The sequence below is a fragment of the Campylobacter rectus genome (genome assembly GCF_004803795.1).
Lineage (GTDB): Bacteria > Campylobacterota > Campylobacteria > Campylobacterales > Campylobacteraceae > Campylobacter_A > Campylobacter_A rectus.
In genome coordinates this window covers 505,240-523,003 of record NZ_CP012543.1, presented here as the reverse complement: position 1 = coordinate 523,003, position 17,764 = coordinate 505,240, and the positions used below count along the sequence as shown (strand labels likewise).

General features: G+C 38.4%; 12 protein-coding genes and 1 tRNA gene. 5 read left to right on the top strand and 8 right to left on the bottom strand.

From position 1 onward, the window contains the following. The first annotated feature begins 200 nt into the window (after window positions 1-200). Window positions 201-500, top strand: coding sequence for a F0F1 ATP synthase subunit C (locus tag CRECT_RS02530; protein ID WP_002946023.1), 300 nt, complete (start codon window positions 201-203; stop codon window positions 498-500). A 40-nt stretch (window positions 501-540) separates the two neighbouring features. Next, window positions 541-624, top strand: a tRNA-Leu gene (locus CRECT_RS02525). A 372-nt stretch (window positions 625-996) separates the two neighbouring features. Here the strand turns inward: CRECT_RS02525 and CRECT_RS02520 are convergent. The 7 genes from CRECT_RS02520 to CRECT_RS02490 form a co-directional block, all read right to left on the bottom strand. Then, window positions 997-2,298 (bottom strand): HlyD family type I secretion periplasmic adaptor subunit, encoded by a 1,302-nt coding sequence (locus CRECT_RS02520; protein ID WP_002946034.1) that lies wholly within the window; start codon window positions 2,296-2,298, stop codon window positions 997-999. Between the two features lie 8 nt (window positions 2,299-2,306). After that, window positions 2,307-2,792 carry a type II toxin-antitoxin system VapC family toxin gene (locus tag CRECT_RS02515; RefSeq protein WP_002946019.1) on the bottom strand — a complete coding sequence of 162 codons (486 nt, stop codon included), beginning with the start codon at window positions 2,790-2,792 and terminating at the stop codon, window positions 2,307-2,309. Next, the gene (locus CRECT_RS02510; RefSeq protein ID WP_002946024.1) at window positions 2,785-3,054 is read right to left on the bottom strand and encodes a hypothetical protein; all 270 of its coding nucleotides are present in this window, start codon (window positions 3,052-3,054) and stop codon (window positions 2,785-2,787) included. The genes CRECT_RS02515 and CRECT_RS02510 overlap by 8 nt, the downstream gene beginning before the upstream one ends. 168 nt (window positions 3,055-3,222) lie before the next feature. Then, window positions 3,223-3,654, bottom strand: a complete 432-nt coding sequence (locus CRECT_RS02505) for a type II toxin-antitoxin system VapC family toxin (RefSeq protein WP_002946030.1) — start codon at window positions 3,652-3,654, stop codon at window positions 3,223-3,225. After that, window positions 3,647-3,901: an antitoxin gene (locus CRECT_RS02500; RefSeq protein WP_002946035.1), complete on the bottom strand. Its 255-nt coding sequence runs from the start codon at window positions 3,899-3,901 to the stop codon at window positions 3,647-3,649. The genes CRECT_RS02505 and CRECT_RS02500 overlap by 8 nt, the downstream gene beginning before the upstream one ends. 128 nt (window positions 3,902-4,029) lie before the next feature. Then, window positions 4,030-6,138, bottom strand: coding sequence for a peptidase domain-containing ABC transporter (locus CRECT_RS02495; RefSeq protein ID WP_002946022.1), 2,109 nt, complete (start codon window positions 6,136-6,138; stop codon window positions 4,030-4,032). Beyond that, on the bottom strand, window positions 6,123-7,547 hold the full coding sequence (locus CRECT_RS02490) for a TolC family protein (protein WP_100067286.1): 1,425 nt from the start codon (window positions 7,545-7,547) through the stop codon (window positions 6,123-6,125). Before CRECT_RS02490 ends, CRECT_RS02495 begins: the two co-directional genes overlap by 16 nt. Before the next feature lie 169 nt (window positions 7,548-7,716). Between CRECT_RS02490 and CRECT_RS02485 the strand changes: the two genes are divergently transcribed. The 3 genes from CRECT_RS02485 (at window position 7,717) to CRECT_RS02475 (ending at window position 16,566) form a co-directional block, all read left to right on the top strand. Beyond that, window positions 7,717-8,283 carry a hypothetical protein gene (locus tag CRECT_RS02485; protein ID WP_039888662.1) on the top strand — a complete coding sequence of 189 codons (567 nt, stop codon included), beginning with the start codon at window positions 7,717-7,719 and terminating at the stop codon, window positions 8,281-8,283. A gap of 448 nt (window positions 8,284-8,731) precedes the next feature. Then, window positions 8,732-15,157 (top strand): SPM autocatalytic domain-containing protein, encoded by a 6,426-nt coding sequence (locus CRECT_RS02480; protein ID WP_171992663.1) that lies wholly within the window; start codon window positions 8,732-8,734, stop codon window positions 15,155-15,157. A 269-nt stretch (window positions 15,158-15,426) separates the two neighbouring features. Beyond that, the gene (locus CRECT_RS02475) at window positions 15,427-16,566 is read left to right on the top strand and encodes an RNA-binding domain-containing protein (RefSeq protein WP_004320122.1); all 1,140 of its coding nucleotides are present in this window, start codon (window positions 15,427-15,429) and stop codon (window positions 16,564-16,566) included. A 334-nt stretch (window positions 16,567-16,900) separates the two neighbouring features. Here the strand turns inward: CRECT_RS02475 and CRECT_RS02470 are convergent, their stop codons facing one another. Next, window positions 16,901-17,755, bottom strand: coding sequence for a universal stress protein (locus tag CRECT_RS02470; protein ID WP_004320098.1), 855 nt, complete (start codon window positions 17,753-17,755; stop codon window positions 16,901-16,903). Window positions 17,756-17,764: the final 9 nt, after the last annotated feature.

Sequence of the window (17,764 nt, the reverse complement as noted above, 5' to 3'; positions counted from 1 at the left end):
TAAATTCGTGAAAAAACGAAACATCATCGAAATTTTTTGTAAATTTGTAGCACTACGTGGGGGGCAAATTTGACGAGTAGAAAATTTGCGAAATTTTTCTCGGTTTTAAGTAACTCAAAGCTAAATTTATATAAAATGCGCTCTCAAAGCTTCAAAGTAGGGGTCTGATCCGAAATGGCTTAAATTCACAAGGAGACTTTATGAAAAAAGTTGTTTTCTTAATGATGGCAATTGCCAGCTTCGCATTCGCAGACGGCGGCGAAATGCTAAAATCTTACTCTGTTCTTGCGGCAGCAGTCGGCCTAGGCCTAGCGGCTCTTGGCGGCGCTATCGGTATGGGAAATACCGCATCTGCGACAATCTCGGGCACAGCTAGAAATCCGGGCGTCGGCAGCAAGCTAACTACGACGATGTTCGTCGCTCTTGCGATGATCGAAGCGCAAGTTATCTATGCGCTAGTTATCGCGCTAATCGTTCTTTACGCAAACCCTATGTTATAATCCACGGCGGGCTTCGTCCCGCTCTTTTTTTAATCCACGTGCGACCTTGGTGGAACGGTAGACACGCTACTTTGAGGTGGTAGTGCCGAAAGGTGTGCGAGTTCAAATCTCGCAGGTCGCACCATAACGCTTATAAACCTCGATAAAAAATCCCTAAAATGGCCAAATGTATAAAACCCGTCGTTAAGAAATCTATCGGATTATCGATGATTTGCCGACCAAAACATCTACTAACCTAAATTTATACTTTTAAATCTATATATCTTTATACTTTAGAAATTTCTGAAAAATGGAAAAATGATAAAGTAAGCGGCTGGAGCCAAATTTACTCGCAGCTTACTGTTAAATTCAGTGAAATTTTAAAACACTATGAGTAGGATTCATAATTTGAGCTTAGGAACAAGTGGCGAATTTACATAGTTAGTTGGGCGAGAATGGTGAATTTACGCAGTTTGGTTTACAGAGATGTATTTGCCATAAAGCTCCTCGCCTTCCTTCACCTCACGCTAAGCCCTTCATCCATATACTTGATTATCGGATATATAAATAGCTCTATGACCCTTCTTTTACCGGTCTTTACTTCGGCTATTACACTCATACCTATTTCAAGCCGCTTGATTTCTCCCTCTACTTTTATGTCTAGGCTGTTTGGTTTTATCTTGATCTCGTATATTAGCCCAAGCTTCTCGTCTTCTATGGCATCTTTTGAGATTTCTATTATATTTCCGTGCAAGAGTCCATACTTTTGAAAGCTAAAGGTATCTATCTTAATGGCTACTTCTTGACCTAGTTTTAGAAAACCTATGTCTTTATTTAGAACATTTGCTTTTATTATCAAAGGAGCATCCGAGGGAACGATCGATATTAGATTATCGTTTGGACTTACTACTCCGCCTTCGGTATGGATAAGCAGCTTTCCGACAAACCCGTCTACCGGAGATTTTATTTGCTGAGTTTTGTTTGAAAAAAGGATTGCATTTATCTGAGCACTTAGCTCTCTTTTTTCCTTTTCTTTGCCTAAAGATGTTTCTATCCAGCTTGATTTTATGGTTTTTATCGCTTTTTCATTTTCTTCTATGATCTCTTCGAGTTTTTTGTTTGACTCTTTCAGTCTATATAAGGCGATATCTCTTTGCTCTTTTAAATTTATGATATTTTTACTTACCTCTTCGTACTCTTTTTTGGCTATTAGATCAAGTACTTTTTGTAGTCTTACTTTAGCTTCCTTTTCTTTGTTTAGAAGAAGGCTAAGTCTATTTACTTCGCTTTCGTTAGCTTTGATGTCAAGCTTGGCCGAATTTAGTTTGGCTTTGTTGCTTTCATAGGTGCTAGCTAAAATTTGCCTTTGGCTGTTGTATAAATTTAACTGAGATGAATTTAGCTTATTTATCTCGTCTTTACTTAAATTTGATTCATTAATGAGAGCATACAGTAAGGCAATGTCCGAATTAATCACCGCTAGATCGTCTTGTTTGCTAGATAGCGAGGCATCGGTTACAGTGGGGTCTATTTGTATCAGGATGTCTCCCTTTTTTACTCTGTCCGATTCTTTAACGAATATCTTTGAGACCACTCCGCTTTCAAGAGGTTTTAGTATCTTTATCTCTCCGCTTGGTATAACTTTACCCTGCGCGCTTACTACTACGTCCACTTTAGCTAGTATCAGCCAAGCGGTACCAAATACCATAGTAGCTAAGACTAAATAAAGAATGATTCTACCCAAAGGATTAAGAGGTTTATCTTCTATTTCTATTAGTAGGGGTTTAAATTCGTGGAGGTCGTTTGGATGGTTTTTCAAATGAGGTCCTATTTTATTGTGTTCGGGTAATAATTTTCTAGATTTTTATTAGTTCTAGTCAATCTTATATCAAGTTTGGGAAAATTTTTATCATTTGTTATTATCGTATCGCAGCCGCTTTCTTTTGCACAAAAATACTGTAAGGCGTCTTCATAATCCGCATCATTTTCTCTGGCGTACTCTCTTGCTTTTTGTCTGATCTGCTTTGTTTCTAAAACAACCAAAAACAGATCCTCATCCTCTTCTATCATTGAAATTTTATCGATAACTATATCGGTAGCGATCTTTTGCCTGTCCTGGAGAAAGTATGTTGTATTTGTAATGGACGTAGTGTTTACTACAAGAGTATACCCTTGCTCTAAGTATTCTTCAATAACGACTCTACTGTTTTTTATATTGTCCGCGCTTCCTCTTATTTTATCGTATTCTTTGGAGTTATTTTCATCGATAAGGATATCGATTAAGCTATTAGTATCTAAAAATACCCTATTCATGTATCCTGCTTCTTGCTTGCTTTTTGTCTTCATCGGTGGGTATTTTATCTAATACTATCTTACCGGCTATTTGGTTAAATCTTCTTATTCTATCTTTATTTATGCTATTTGCGCTCAAATTTTCCTTTACGTCGGCAGAAACGATCTCTTTCACCCCTAGCTTCAAACCAACATTTAGACTTTCAAGGATTATTTTAAGAGTTTGAAGCTTGCTTGCGGGGATACCCTTTAGGATTAAATTTGCGGTAGGTTCGCTTTGCATAGTTGCTCCTTTGGCTAAATTTGATTCATATTGACTTAAATTTTACTATTTTTAGTATTATATCATTTTTGGGCTTTGGATTTGAATTTGCCATTACATCATCAAGCAGGCAAGTCTCTTGTCTTTTTAAATTTAGCTTTTTGTTTTTATTGTTCTATATGCCGGTGCCTACCTAGCCCAGTTTTCAATCTCTAAATTCGGCAAAAAGTTAAAGTCTTTTTCGTTATTGGTGACCAGCGTCGCATAGTTGGCTAGGCAAACGGCCGCTATATCCATATCTTTATCCCCTATGTTTCTTTTGTTGTTTTGATTAATAAAAAGCCTTATGTTTGCGTATTTTTTTGCTACCTTTAAATCAAATTCCAAGATATTACCTTTAAAGGCATTTAAGAATTTATCTAGCTTCATTAGATTTTCCTCTTTTCTTTTGGAGTTTAAAACTCCGTAATAAAGCTCCGAAATAGTAGGAGTGGATATGTAAATTTCATCGTTTTCATAAGAATTTAGATTTTTAAGCACCGAGGTAGGATTTTCATTGATGATGTATATACATATATTTGTATCGAGAAGATATTTTAAATTTCTGCCTTGATTAGTCAAAGTATTTCTCCCTATCTTGCGCGGGTATTTTTTTAACCTCTATTTTGTCGGCCTCTATCTTGCCGAGCTCTTTAAACAATATATCCCATTTAGTGGTTTTTATAGGTTTTGGTTTGATGATGATTTCGTTTTTTCTTTGATATATTACAGCTTCATCGTAGTTCGTGAGGTCTATCGCTTTTGGGATCCTGATTGCCATAGAGTTGCCGCTTTTAAATATCTTGGTGGAATATCCGCTTACTTGCATTTTTACTCCTTTTTTATAATATAAGTATATACATAAAATATAAAAATTAGCTTAAATCCTACCGCCCCATTAAGCAAGCAAGATAGCCGGGCAAGCACAGCAAATTAGAACAAGTCCTCATTGCTCCTTTATCCTTCCCTAGTTTCTTGCTGACTATTTAAAAAGCAATAATACCCTCTTTGCTTCATCAAGCTTTCGTGGTCTCCTCTTTCTATCAGCCTTCCTTTATCCAGCACTATTATCTCGTTACACTCTTTTACCGTGCTTAGCCTATGAGCTACGATAAATACGGTCCTGTTTTTCTTGATGGCGGCAAGGTTATTTGATATTATCTTTTCGCTTTCGTAATCAAGCGCGGAGGTCGCTTCGTCGAATATTAAAATTCTAGGATTGGTTAGTATGGCTCTTGCTATCGCGATACGTTGTTTTTGACCGCCGGAAAGTGACGAGCCTCGCTCTCCTACTAAGGTATCGTAGCCCTCAGGCAACGTGCTTATAAATTCGTCGGCTCCAGCTATCTTTGAAGCTTGCAAGATTAGATCCATAGGGGCGCTTGGATAAGCATAAGCTATGTTTTCTTTAACGGAGCCGCTAAAGAGGTAACTATCTTGCAGCACTACTCCTATGTTTTGCCTAAGCCAGGATGGATTCATATGTCTGATATCGACTCCATCTATATAGATAGCTCCCTCGTTTGCATAGTATAGTCTTTGAAGAAGCCTGGTTAGAGTGCTCTTTCCGCTACCGCTTCTGCCTACTATGCCTATACTGGTGTTCGGTTTTACTTCTAAGCTAAAGTTTTGAAGCACGATAGGAGAGTTTGGAGAGTATTTAAAGCTAACGTTATCAAATTTCACTCCGCCTTTTATCTCGCTAAGGGTTATAGCATTATCGTTTTCTTGCTCTTTTGGGGTATTTAGTATGTCTCCTAGTCTATCTACGCTAAGAAGCGCTTGCTGAAATTCATTCCAAAGCCCAACCAGTCTCATTATAGGAGCGCTAAATTGTCCCGCAAACATCTGAAAGGCTATTAGCTGACCTACGCTTAGTTTGTTTTCTATCACAAGCCCCACGCCTAGATAGAGTATAGCTAGCGTCATTAGTTTTGAAAGAGCGTTTGCGATGCCGGATAGGATATTTGATAAATTTGAAAGCTCGAAGCTTGATTTTACGTATTTAGCTAAAAAATCCTCCCAAAGGCGCTGCATGCTGCCCTCGATCGCCAAGGATTTAACGGTGGATATACCGGTGATTGATTCAACCAGATAGGAGTTTGATCTAGCTCCCATTTGAAATTTGTCTTCTAGCCTTGCTCTAAGCCTTGGAGTAGCAAAGAAATAAAGCGTAGCTATAACGGCTACAAAGCCCAAGGCTACCAAGGTAAGCTTAACGCTATAAAGCAACATCATTATTACAAACACCACGCTAAAAAGCATATCAAGCAGCACGGTAACGGATTTATTAGTTATAAACTCTCTTATGCTATCCAGCTCTCTAACTCTAGCTACTATGTTTCCTACTTTTCTGTTTTCAAAGTAGATCATAGGTAGTTTTATCAGGTGATCAAAGAGCATAGCCCCAAGCCTAGCATCTATCTTTGAAGTAGTATGGGCAAATATATAGTTTCTGCTAAGGCCCAAAAGCATTTCAAATATAATAACTGCTCCAAATGCTACTGCTATGACGTTAAGAGTGCTAAGCGAGTGGTGAACCAAAACCTTATCAAGCACCACCTGGGTAAAAAGAGGAGTAACTAACCCAAATAGCTGGATAACGAAAGAGGCTATTAAAATTTCGCCTACTATCTTTTTATAGCTTAACATCCTAGCGTAAAACCAACCAAAGCCGAATTTTATCCTATCGTTTAAGAGCTTATGCTTTAAGACTATCATCTTTGGATCTAAATTTAGCGAGTTTAATAGCTCTTCAAATTTAATAGCATAAGGCTCGTTTTTATCTTTAAAGATTAAGACTTCGTTTTTAGAGGTGTCGACTTTTAGGATATTAAAATAAACTCCGTTTTTATCTCTAGCTATGCAAGGCAATGGATAGCATGCTAAATTTTTAATGGTTAAAGGTTTAATCTTAGCCTTAAAGCCCTTGTCTTTTGCTATTCTTATTAGCTCTTCAAAGCTTGGAGTAGCATTTAGAGCGTAGTCTCTTATGATAGCCCTGCTGTCTATCCTAACGTTATTTAGAGCTCCTACTATCTCTAAGCTTCTTAAAGCGCTTTGCAATCTACGCTCTTTTCGTTTATTAAAAAGCGTTTTACCGTAAGCATATTTGCTTGCAGTAACGCCTCTTCGTTTTTGATGAGATTTTCGTTAAATTTAACTTTGCTTTCAAGTACGCTTAGTTTGTCCGACTGCGAGTTTAAATTTAATCTTTCTTGCATACCTAAAAGCTCTTTGGAGTAAGAGGTTAGCTCGGAAGTAGTTTTTAGCTTTTCTAAATTTGAGTGCAAATCATCATTTATATTTCTAGCCTCTTTTTCGTACCGCCTTTTTGCTTCGTTAAACTGCTCTTTGGCTAAAAGCAACTCAAGAGATGCGCTTTTGATGCTAGCTTCTCTATTAAAGCCGTCAAAGAGATTATAAACCATACTAAGGCCTATCCTGTAACCGTTTCGCTGCGTATCGCCCCAAGAGCGACGAAAGCTATCTTTATCGTCTCCGTAGAAGTCATACTTAGCATATAGATAAAATGCAGGATAATACTCTTTCTTTTTTGATTCAAGAGCGCTTTGTTTAGAGAGGATCAGGGCGTTTAACTCTTTAGCCTCGGAAGTTTGTTCAAAGGGAGGTAGAGGGGAGGAGATTAAACTATCTAAACTTAAAGTTTGAGGCGAAAAACCAAGAGCTTGTTTTAAAGATTTGGTTTGATTAGTTTGACTGGCTTGATTGGTTTGATTAGCCCGATTTAAAGAAACGGAGGTTTGATCAAATTTACCTCCCATATCCTCGCTGCTAAAAGGCATTATCTCATCGTCTATATAGATATCCTCTCCGCTTAAATTTGATATCTCGCTAAGTAGGTTTTTTATCTGCTTGTTTAGACTTGCTATATTGTCTTCTATCTCTACCAGTCTTATGGCGCTATTTGTCATCGCCGTTTTTGTATGATCGCCGTTTTCATAGAGGCGCTTGGAGATTTCATAGATCTCTTTATTGATTTGTTTTAGGTTGTTGTAGGAGTTTAGTTTATCTTTGCTATCTAGCAGATTATAATATAGCTCAAGCAGTCTTAGCTTTGCTTCGCTAATCACTACGCACTCTTTATAGCTTAGGCTTTGTTTTTTATAAGCGGCCGCATCTATGTTTAAGGCATTTGCTCCAAATTTATATAACTCGTAGTTTAGCTTTAAAGATACCGAGCTTGCAAAGCCCGTCGAGCCTACCAGGCTTTCATCGTTTATGTAGTTATTTCTAGTGTTTGCATACTTTTTAGAGTATTCGCTGTTTGCGTTTAGGCTTAGCCTGGGATATAGGCTTGATTTGGCGGCATTTATCTCTTCGTTTGCCAGTAGGGTTTGAAGCTTGGAAGATAGGATGGAAGGATTGGTGGATTCTAGGGATTTAGAGAGGGAGGAGAAGGATATGGATTTGGCGGATAAAGAGACGCCAAATAAGTAAACGATAAAAAACAAAAAAGATATCTTTCGCAAACTCTACTTCCCTAACTACTCTGAAATTTAAACCTAAATTTAATCACAATGATTCTTAATAAAGCATTAAAAATACCTAACAAACAATAATATTTTAAAAATAAATACCGATTATAACTTAAATGTGGTTTAAGGCGAGCAAGTGTAGAATATGGGAATTGAAGTTGGGTGGGGTGAGATGGGAAAAGATGATAACGAGTTTATGGATTTGCCTGACAATATTAAGCTTGATAAGGATGAGCATGTTTTATGCGAATTTGAGCTTGTAAATACAATCCATAAAGAAGTTAGGATGTTTCTTTGCATTTTATTGCTATTTTTATATGCAAACAGCAAAAACTTTGACATTGGAGTATTTTGGCTTGCTATGTTGATAAGCTGTATGGTTTTATTTTTTATTTTTTTGTTTCAAAGTATAAAAACCAACAAAGCAAAAAAACTTTACATAACCAATAGGCACTTTATAACGCATTCTGGTCATCGGACTGATATCGGTGACATATATTTTAGATATTTTGATTCAGGATATTCGTGGATGTCATTTAAAGTCGAGCTATGTTTTTATGAAAATAAAAAATTTCTATTTTACTGCGTGACAGATGAGCAAAGCAACGAGTATATAAATTTGATAAAAACTATACATGATATTTCTAAAAACGACCGCTTTTTGCAAGAGCATCTAGGTTATTATGTAAAACAAAAATTAATAAAACAATAAGGATAATAACGTGTCACAGTCGATTAACTTAGAAGGTACTCAATGGATATCAAACATACCTAGTATATATTTTGATGCAGTTGCAGAATTTACCAAAAAATTAGGAAATAAAAAACTTGGTACTTATGTAGGGAGAGTAGGTTTGGGAACTGGCACTATAGTAGATATTGTAATTAATCTCGCAAAAGACCCAGATAATCCCGGCAAAGTAATTGCCTCAACTGTTATCGCAAATACAACTTACTATATTGCTGGTTCTGCGGTATCATCTATTACGGCAGCATTAATCGGTGGTGTAGCGGCAGCGTTTGGATTAGCTACTGCGCCAGTATGGATGATGATAGGCGGAGCTTTAGTGGTGGTTGGAGCAACAGCGTATAATAGCACTGAAGGAAAACAGTTTATCTATGATTTTGTGTATAATTCATTAGTCGAATCAGAAAAAACTATGGAATTATTTGCCCCTACCATCTACGGCAAAATCTCCCAAAAAGAATTTATTCTCAAAGAAATAGAAAGCAGCAATGGAAATTTTTGCAAAAAAGTATTTCCCGAGTACGCAAGATATATCCAAACTAGGGATTTAAGCAAAGTAGATATCAGCACGGTTTCAAATTCTGATTTTATCCAAAGAATTACGCTCGAAAAAAACAAAAATGCACTAGCCATAAAAACAGCCTCCGAGGTAGGTAGCGTAAAACAAGCTACCGAGATATTTGAGGTCATAAACGCTATGCCTAACATCCCAACCGTCACCCTCAACTCCCACACCTACGACATAAGAAACCTTTCAAATTTAGAGATAAGAAATGCAATCGATAAGATACCTAAGGCATCATTCCTACTCTCCAACATACTAATAAGAACGGGTGAAGAGCTGGATCTGGGAAGCAAAGGAATATACAAAGTAAAAAGCGGAGATACTCTCTCAACCATAGCTCAAAGAAACGGTATGGTCACTAAAGAGCTACTAAAGCTAAACACTTGGCTGGTAGATGAAGGCAGAGTGTCTTTTTTGCAAAACAAGGTATTGGTAGAATCAAACATACTGGAACTAAACGAGATAGATCACGTCCTAGTAGGCGATAGAAACGCCGAAAATATCCTCATAGACGCAAACGGAGGAGACGATACCCTAGTAGGAGGCAATAAAAAAGATATCCTAAAAGGCGGAGAAGGCTTTGATACATACTACGCCGGAGACAAAGATATCATAACCGATAGTGATGGCAAAGGAGAGGTATATTTTGATAAGACTAAGCTAAAGGGCGGCACATACGATAAAGAGAAAAAAGTATATGTAAGCGATGATAAGAGTATAGAGTATAAACTAAGCGGCGATAAGCTAACGGTAAGCAAAGGCGGCAAGTCTCTAACGATCAATAAATTTACAAACTCCAAAAAAGACCCTCATCTTGGCATATATCTGGCGGAAAACGATGACGTAGAGATAACCGTAAGCGACGCAAGCGCTCAAGAGATGAAAGGGGTAATGAGCTTTGACGTATCTCTAAATAGAACCCTTAAAAAAGGCGAATATATCGATGTGCTGGTAAAAGCAAAAAGCGATAGACAAGGCTCTAAAGAGATAGAAAAAAAGATACGGTTTAAAGAAGATGATAAGGTTAAGACCTTTGAATACTTTTGGAACGATGACGAGGAAAAAGAAGAAGACGAAAAGATAAGCGTCAACGCCTCGGTAATAGATAAGTCTAAAAAACTAAAAGCCGAAGTCAAAAAGCAAGGCACAGGAACCATCAAGGACGATGACGGAGACGAGATAACGGTTACCGTGAGCGACGAAGAAGAGCTGGAAGCTACCGGAAAAATGACGTTTAAAGTGTCTTTGAGCAGAGTCCTTAACAAAGGCGAATACGTAAACATATCGGTAAACGGAGAAAATTTGGAATTCCTGGCAAAAGATCAAACTAAAGAATATATCAAAATATGGAAAGACGATAAGGATAAGCAAGGAGACAGGACTATCGACGCTATAGCTACCGTAGGCGACGTATCCAAGGGTCTCAAAGTAAGCGTAAAAAAACACGGAGTCGGCACTATAAAGGATGATGACGGAGATAAGATATACGTATCTATAAGCGACGCTTCAGCCAAAGAGTCCGAGCAAAAAATGACCTTTGACGTATCTTTAAGTAGGACGTTAAATAAAGGCGAATTTGTAAAATTGGTAGTCAATGGAGAAGTAATAGAATTTGGAGCCGGCGAGAAAACCAAAAAATACGAATATACGTGGAAGGACGATAAAAAGGTAGAGGTGGACGAAAAAATAGACGTTTTTGCTTCCGTCGCCTCAAAATCCCCGGGTTTGGATGTAGAATTCTTTAAAAAAGGCGTAGGAACCATAGAGGACGACGACGGAGGAGAAGTAACTGTATATACCACTAGCGCATCGGCTCCCGAGGCGGCGGAAGAAATGACGTTTTTCGTATCTATAAGCAGACCGCTCAAAGAGGGAGAATACGTCGTAGCTTCTATCTACGGACAGACCGTTCATTTCTATAAAGGCAGCTCGACTAATCACGAATGCAAATATACTTGGAAAGGCGAGGACGATAAGATTCCCGAAGAGGATTCCAAATTTAAGCTAACTCCTTCTATACTAGATCACTCTCCTGGTCTAAAAGTAAAAACCGAGTCCGGAACAGGAACCATAATAGACGATGATAAAGATCCCGACGATGACGATCCGGAAAACCCTACCATCCCGTCCGATCCTTTAGCCATAGATCTAAACAGAGACGGAACACGCACCCTAAAGCTAAACGGGGCTTTAAATTTCGATATAGACGGAAACGGATTTAAAGAAGCTACCGGATGGATAAGTCCCGAAGATGCATTTTTGGCCTACGACAGAAACGGAAACGGCATCATAGATGATGGAACGGAGCTGTTTGGAGACAAGACTGTTACGAATACTACTTTTGGTTACACCGGCAAAACGGCGGCGAACGGCTTTGAGGCGTTAAAGGCGTTTGACTCTAATAACGATAATATAATAGACGAAAAGGACGAGAAATTTGATAAACTTCTACTTTGGCAAGATAAAAACTCTAATGCCGTAACCGATAAAGGAGAGCTAAAAACCCTAAGAGAACATAATATAAAATCAATCGATCTTAACTATAAAAATATAAACTCTACCAACAACGGCAACTTCATAAGACAAACATCCAAAGTAACGTTTAATGACGGCACTACGACTACGGCCGATGATATATGGTTTAGCGTGGATTTAAAAGATACCATACAGCCCGATATGGCTATACCAAACGACATACAAGCGCTTCCTGAGGTGCATGGATTTGGAAATTTATACAACCTAAGAAGCGCTATGAGCAAAGATAGCAAGCTCACCGGTATGATAAAAGAGTATATGAATCTGGACTTTGAGGCCAAGCAAGAAAAACTGGATGATATCTTATTTAGATGGACGGAAACGGAAAATATAGATAAAACCAGCAGGGGTGGCAATATAGATGCAAGAGTCCTGGGCGCGTATGAAAAAATAACGGGAAAGCCTTTCTTGCAGTTTGGCAATAATCCAAATCCCTGGGCGAATGCCGCGATAACCATCAAAAACAGAGTTAAGCAGTTTAAGGACTATCTATATGCGAGTATTGAGCTTCAGACCAAATATAACGGCTTGCTGGATACGAAGTATCAATACTTTAACTACGACGAAAAAAGATTCGGATACGATTTTGGCAAAATAAATAAAAAGCTTTTGCAACTCTACAAAGACGGAAAATACGAAGAAGTAGCTATCCTGTCTGATCTAGTTAGAAAGGCGGGCAGCTATAAACCCAATCTGCTGGATAGTTTTAATGCAAATTTGACAAAGCTGGCTAATGGTGATAAATATTTTATGGCTATCAGCTCCTCAATTCCTTTATACGGTACAAAATCAAACGATAATCTGCGAGGAAGCGGCGGAAATGATTTGATAATGGGTAACGCCGGTAACGACGAGCTATACGGCCATGACGGAAACGATACTATCTATGGCCACGAAGGAAACGATCAAATTCAAGGAGGCAATGGAGACGATATCCTTTATGGTAATGAGGGCGAAGATAGACTTTACGGCAATGCAGGTAACGATATCCTAGATGGCGGAGCTGGTAACGATTATTTGGAAGGCGGAGCTGGTAACGATACCTACGTATTCGGTAAAGGAGATGGCAACGATACTATATACAATTACTCAAATTCGGGTAAGGACGAAGTAGATACAATTAAATTTAAAGAAGGGATCACTAAAGAGGATTTGACGTTTAGTAGAGTATATAACAACGACTACTCCAGTAATCTTTTAATAGGTATAAAAGGTACGAACGACTCTATTACTGTTCATAGCTTATTCGATGGTACCAGCAATGCCCAAGGCTCATTAAAGGAGCAATTCCTAATTAATAGAATAGAATTTTCGGACGGTTCTTATATGGATGCCGAGGATATTAAAAAAGCCGTTCTCTTAAGTCCTAATTCAAATAGTATTTACGGCTTTAATTCTAACGATACCATAAGAGGGGATTCGGCCGATAACTATATATTTGGCCATGACGGAAACGATACTATCTATGGCCACGAAGGAAACGATCAAATTCAAGGAGGCAATGGAGACGATATCCTTTATGGTAATGAGGGCGAAGATAGACTTTACGGCAATGCAGGTAACGATATCCTAGATGGCGGAGCTGGTAACGATTATTTGGAAGGCGGAGCTGGTAACGATACCTACGTATTCGGTAAAGGAGATGGCAACGATACTATATACAATTACTCAAATTCGGGTAAGGACGAAGTAGATACAATTAAATTTAAAGAAGGGATCACTAAAGAGGATTTGACGTTTAGTAGAGTATATAACAACGACTACTCCAGTAATCTTTTAATAGGTATAAAAGGTACGAACGACTCTATTACTGTTCATAGCTTATTCGATGGTACCAGCAATGCCCAAGGCTCATTAAAGGAGCAATTCCTAATTAATAGAATAGAATTTTCGGACGGTTCTTATATGGATGCCGAGGATATTAAAAAAGCCGTTCTCTTAAGTCCTAATTCAAATAGTATTTACGGCTTTAATTCTAACGATACCATAAGAGGGGATTCGGCCGATAACTATATATTTGGCCATGACGGAAACGATACTATCTATGGCCACGAAGGAAACGATCAAATTCAAGGAGGCAATGGAGACGATATCCTTTATGGTAATGAGGGCGAAGATAGACTTTACGGCAATGCAGGTAACGATATCCTAGATGGCGGAGCTGGTAACGATTATTTGGAAGGCGGAGCTGGTAACGATACCTACGTATTCGGTAAAGGAGATGGCAACGATACTATATACAATTACTCAAATTCGGGTAAGGACGAAGTAGATACAATTAAATTTAAAGAAGGGATCACTAAAGAGGATTTGACGTTTAGTAGAGTATATAACAACGACTACTCCAGTAATCTTTTAATAGGTATAAAAGGTACGAACGACTCTATTACTGTTCATAGCTTATTCGATGGTACCAGCAATGCCCAAGGCTCATTAAAGGAGCAATTCCTAATTAATAGAATAGAATTTTCGGACGGTTCTTATATGGATGCCGAGGATATTAAAAAAGCCGTTCTCTTAAGTCCTAATTCAAATAGTATTTACGGCTTTAATTCTAACGATACCATAAGAGGGGATTCGGCCGATAACTATATATTTGGCCATGACGGAAACGATACTATCTATGGCCACGAAGGAAACGATCAAATTCAAGGAGGCAATGGAGACGATATCCTTTATGGTAATGAGGGCGAAGATAGACTTTACGGCAATGCAGGTAACGATATCCTAGATGGCGGAGCTGGTAACGATTATTTGGAAGGCGGAGCTGGTAACGATACCTACGTATTCGGTAAAGGAGATGGCAACGATACTATATACAATTACTCAAATTCGGGTAAGGACGAAGTAGATACAATTAAATTTAAAGAAGGGATCACTAAAGAGGATTTGACGTTTAGTAGAGTATATAACAACGACTACTCCAGTAATCTTTTAATAGGTATAAAAGGTACGAACGACTCTATTACTGTTCATAGCTTATTCGATGGTACCAGCAATGCCCAAGGCTCATTAAAGGAGCAATTCCTAATTAATAGAATAGAATTTTCGGACGGTTCTTATATGGATGCCGAGGATATTAAAAAAGCCGTTCTCTTAAGTCCTAATTCAAATAGTATTTACGGCTTTAATTCTAACGATACCATAAGAGGGGATTCGGCCGATAACTATATATTTGGCCATGACGGAAACGATACTATCTATGGCCACGAAGGAAACGATCAAATTCAAGGAGGCAATGGAGACGATATCCTTTATGGTAATGAGGGCGAAGATAGACTTTACGGCAATGCAGGTAACGATATCCTAGATGGCGGAGCTGGTAACGATTATTTGGAAGGCGGAGCTGGTAACGATACCTACGTATTCGGTAAAGGAGATGGCAACGATACTATATACAATTACTCAAATTCGGGTAAGGACGAAGTAGATACAATTAAATTTAAAGAAGGGATCACTAAAGAGGATTTGACGTTTATGTATAGCGGCAACAATCTATCCATCAAATATGGAGCCGGCGATACTATCACGGTTAGCAATTATGTAAGTAACACTACATATCAGATTGATAAAATAGAACTAGACAACGGGAATTTCATCACTAATTCTCAAATTAGCAAGATCATTCAAGACATCAACGCCTATGCCAAGGACAACGGTATAACCAGTATAAACCATGATACCATAAGAAATAATCAAGATATTATGAATTTGGTAATGAGCGGCTGGAATTCCTAAATAATACACAAAAAATGGAGGCGGTCAAAAATTCGACCTCCTCTGTACTTTGGCAACCATTTTATCTATTTATGCTATTGACTTTCTTGCCCTACATTACCATTAATTTGTTTTAGCAATTTTTCGTTTTTTTGCTTTGTCGATACCAGGCTGGAGTTGACACAATCTTCCACTCTCTCTGATATAGATTTTAACAACTCACCCCTTCCATATAATAAGCTCTATTTTGATATTATTTGGTTTAAATTTTTAAGACATAGAGCTAAAAGATGAAAATATTAGACCAAATAAAAAACGGCGAAAGCAAAACTCTTGAGTTAAAAGAAAAACTGCCCGATAATAAATCAATAGCAAAAACGGTGATCGCCTTTGCAAATACCGGCGGAGGCAAAATAATAGTAGGCATAAACGACAAACTAAAAATAACCGGAGTGGACGCAAATAGCGTCTACGCGCTAAAAGATAAGATAGCTTCGGTGATATTTGATAGCTGCTCGCCGGACATCTTACCTGAAATTTATACGATAAATATTAACGGCAAACTTCTTTTAGTGATAGAGATTTTCCGAGGCAACCTAATGCCCTATTTCCTAAAAAGCGAAGAAAAGACTGATGGTGTCTACATAAGAGTCGGTGCCACAAATAGAAAAGCAAGCCCTCAAATCATAGAAGAGCTTCAAAGACATAAAAGATATGTAAGCTTTGACGAGGAGATAAACTACGATATAACCGTCAGAGAACCAGATATGATACCCCTAAAAACAAGATTTGCTAAAACCGGTAAAACGCTAAGCGATGAAAAGCTAAGAAATTTAAACCTCATAAAAACCGATAGGGGTATCACTTATCCCACAAACGCTCTTTTGATACTTCTTGGCAAATTTCCTCACTGCTCGGTAAAGTGCGCAAGATTTAAGGGTATAACGATGGAGGTGTTTATAGATAAAAAAGAATACAGGGGAAATATATTTAGTATCCTTGAAAACACTCAAAACTTTATACTAAATCATATAAATTTAAGCGCCAAGATAGAAGGACTGTATAGAACCGATAACTACGAGATACCTATAGTAGCTCTCAGGGAAGCGCTGATAAACGCGCTTATTCATAGGGATTACGCAAATTTCGGAAGAGATATAAAAATGGGAGTATATGATGACATAGTAAATATCGTCTCGCCTGGAGCTTTGCCAAGCATAGTAACCATCGAAGACATACTAAGAGGCAGAAGCGAGATAAGAAATAAGGTCATAGCAAATGTCTTTAAAGAGCTTGGCCTGATAGAACAGTGGGGAAGCGGCATAAATAGGATAATGCTAACCTGCAAGAAAGCAGGACTAGATCAACCTAAGATAAAAGAACAAGGGGGCTTTGTGGATGTTGAGTTTTATAGGCCTAAAAAATATTAGATAAAAATAAGCCCTACCTATAGCTTTATTCAACCAACTTGGTTCTAAATTTATTATAAATTCTACTCATAATTTTTCCAAAATTTCACCAAAATAAACAATAAATTGCAATGCGAATTTGATCCATAGTGACCCATATTAAAATTTAAAATGCAAGTAGCCCGAAATTTAAAAGACAAAGTAGATAAAAAATTCTAAAACCTCAAATTTTATCTACAGTCGCCCAAAATCGCCGTAAAATTTAAAAAGCGACCGACCTCTTATAAGAAGTCGATTGCTTAAATTTGCCTCGGAGCCAAACGTCAAATTTGAAAATTGGGCTCCGAATTTTATCTTACATAAAGACGGGTATCGTAGTATTTTTAAGAAAATATCTCGAAGTACCGCTCAAAAATATCTCTAAAAAGCCGTTTTCGCCGTATCTGCCCGCCACGATCAGGTCAAAGCCCCCCTCTTTGGCGCTTTTTAGCAGCGCTTCGCCCGGTACCGAGGTTGTATTTACGATTTCGTAAGTCGCATGGATGCCGTGCAGTTTTAGATACCCCTCGAGTTTTTTTAGATTTTCTTCCGCGTTTCCGTCGCCGGAATGAGGCATACAAGTGATGCAATGCACTTTTTTCGCATTTTTTAGCAGCTCGATGGAGCTGCTCACGGCACGCGAGTTTTGCGTAGAGCCGTTCCAGCTAACTAAGATATTTTCGGTTTTAAAGCTCGTCATACGCCTAGGTATCGCGATGGCGGTCTTGCCGCTTTTTAGCACGGCGGCCTGGAAAGTGCCCGTGATCTTGCCGTCAAGCGGCACCGCGGCAACCACCATATCGCAAAATTTAGACTCCTGCTCGACCAAGACGCTTCGTTTGCCGCTTTTAGTGATAAATTTAGCCGTTGTCTTGCCCTCGATCGGCTCGTCGCTGACCTGCACGCCAAACTCGGCGCAAAGCTTGTTAAAAATAGTTTCGTTTTGCTCATGCTCGAGTCCTAAATCAGCCTTTGCCGCTTTTAAAAACTCTTCGTAGAGTACGCCGCCTCGCAGCGTCATTTTCATATTATAAACCACGCTAGGATCGAGCTGGCAAGCCAAAATCTCGATATGGCTGTTAAAGTGCTTGGCGACTAGCAAAGCTCCGTATATGCGCTCCTTGACGTCATCGCCCGCACCGATAGGAAAAAATATTTTTTTATACTGCATCGGTTATCC

What these genes read in the sequence shown, in the direction of transcription:
- CRECT_RS02530 (WP_002946023.1), top strand. Translation starts at nt 201, where the DNA reads ATGAAAAAAGTTGTTTTCTTAATGATGGCAATTGCCAGCTTCGCATTC.
- CRECT_RS02515 (WP_002946019.1), bottom strand. Translation starts at nt 2,792, where the DNA reads ATGAATAGGGTATTTTTAGATACTAATAGCTTAATCGATATCCTTATC.
- CRECT_RS02510 (WP_002946024.1), bottom strand. Translation starts at nt 3,054, where the DNA reads ATGCAAAGCGAACCTACCGCAAATTTAATCCTAAAGGGTATCCCCGCA.
- CRECT_RS02500 (WP_002946035.1), bottom strand. Translation starts at nt 3,901, where the DNA reads ATGCAAGTAAGCGGATATTCCACCAAGATATTTAAAAGCGGCAACTCT.
- CRECT_RS02485 (WP_039888662.1), top strand. Translation starts at nt 7,717, where the DNA reads ATGGGAATTGAAGTTGGGTGGGGTGAGATGGGAAAAGATGATAACGAG.
- CRECT_RS02480 (WP_171992663.1), top strand. Translation starts at nt 8,732, where the DNA reads ATGGAATTATTTGCCCCTACCATCTACGGCAAAATCTCCCAAAAAGAA.
- CRECT_RS02475 (WP_004320122.1), top strand. Translation starts at nt 15,427, where the DNA reads ATGAAAATATTAGACCAAATAAAAAACGGCGAAAGCAAAACTCTTGAG.
- CRECT_RS02470 (WP_004320098.1), bottom strand. Translation starts at nt 17,755, where the DNA reads ATGCAGTATAAAAAAATATTTTTTCCTATCGGTGCGGGCGATGACGTC.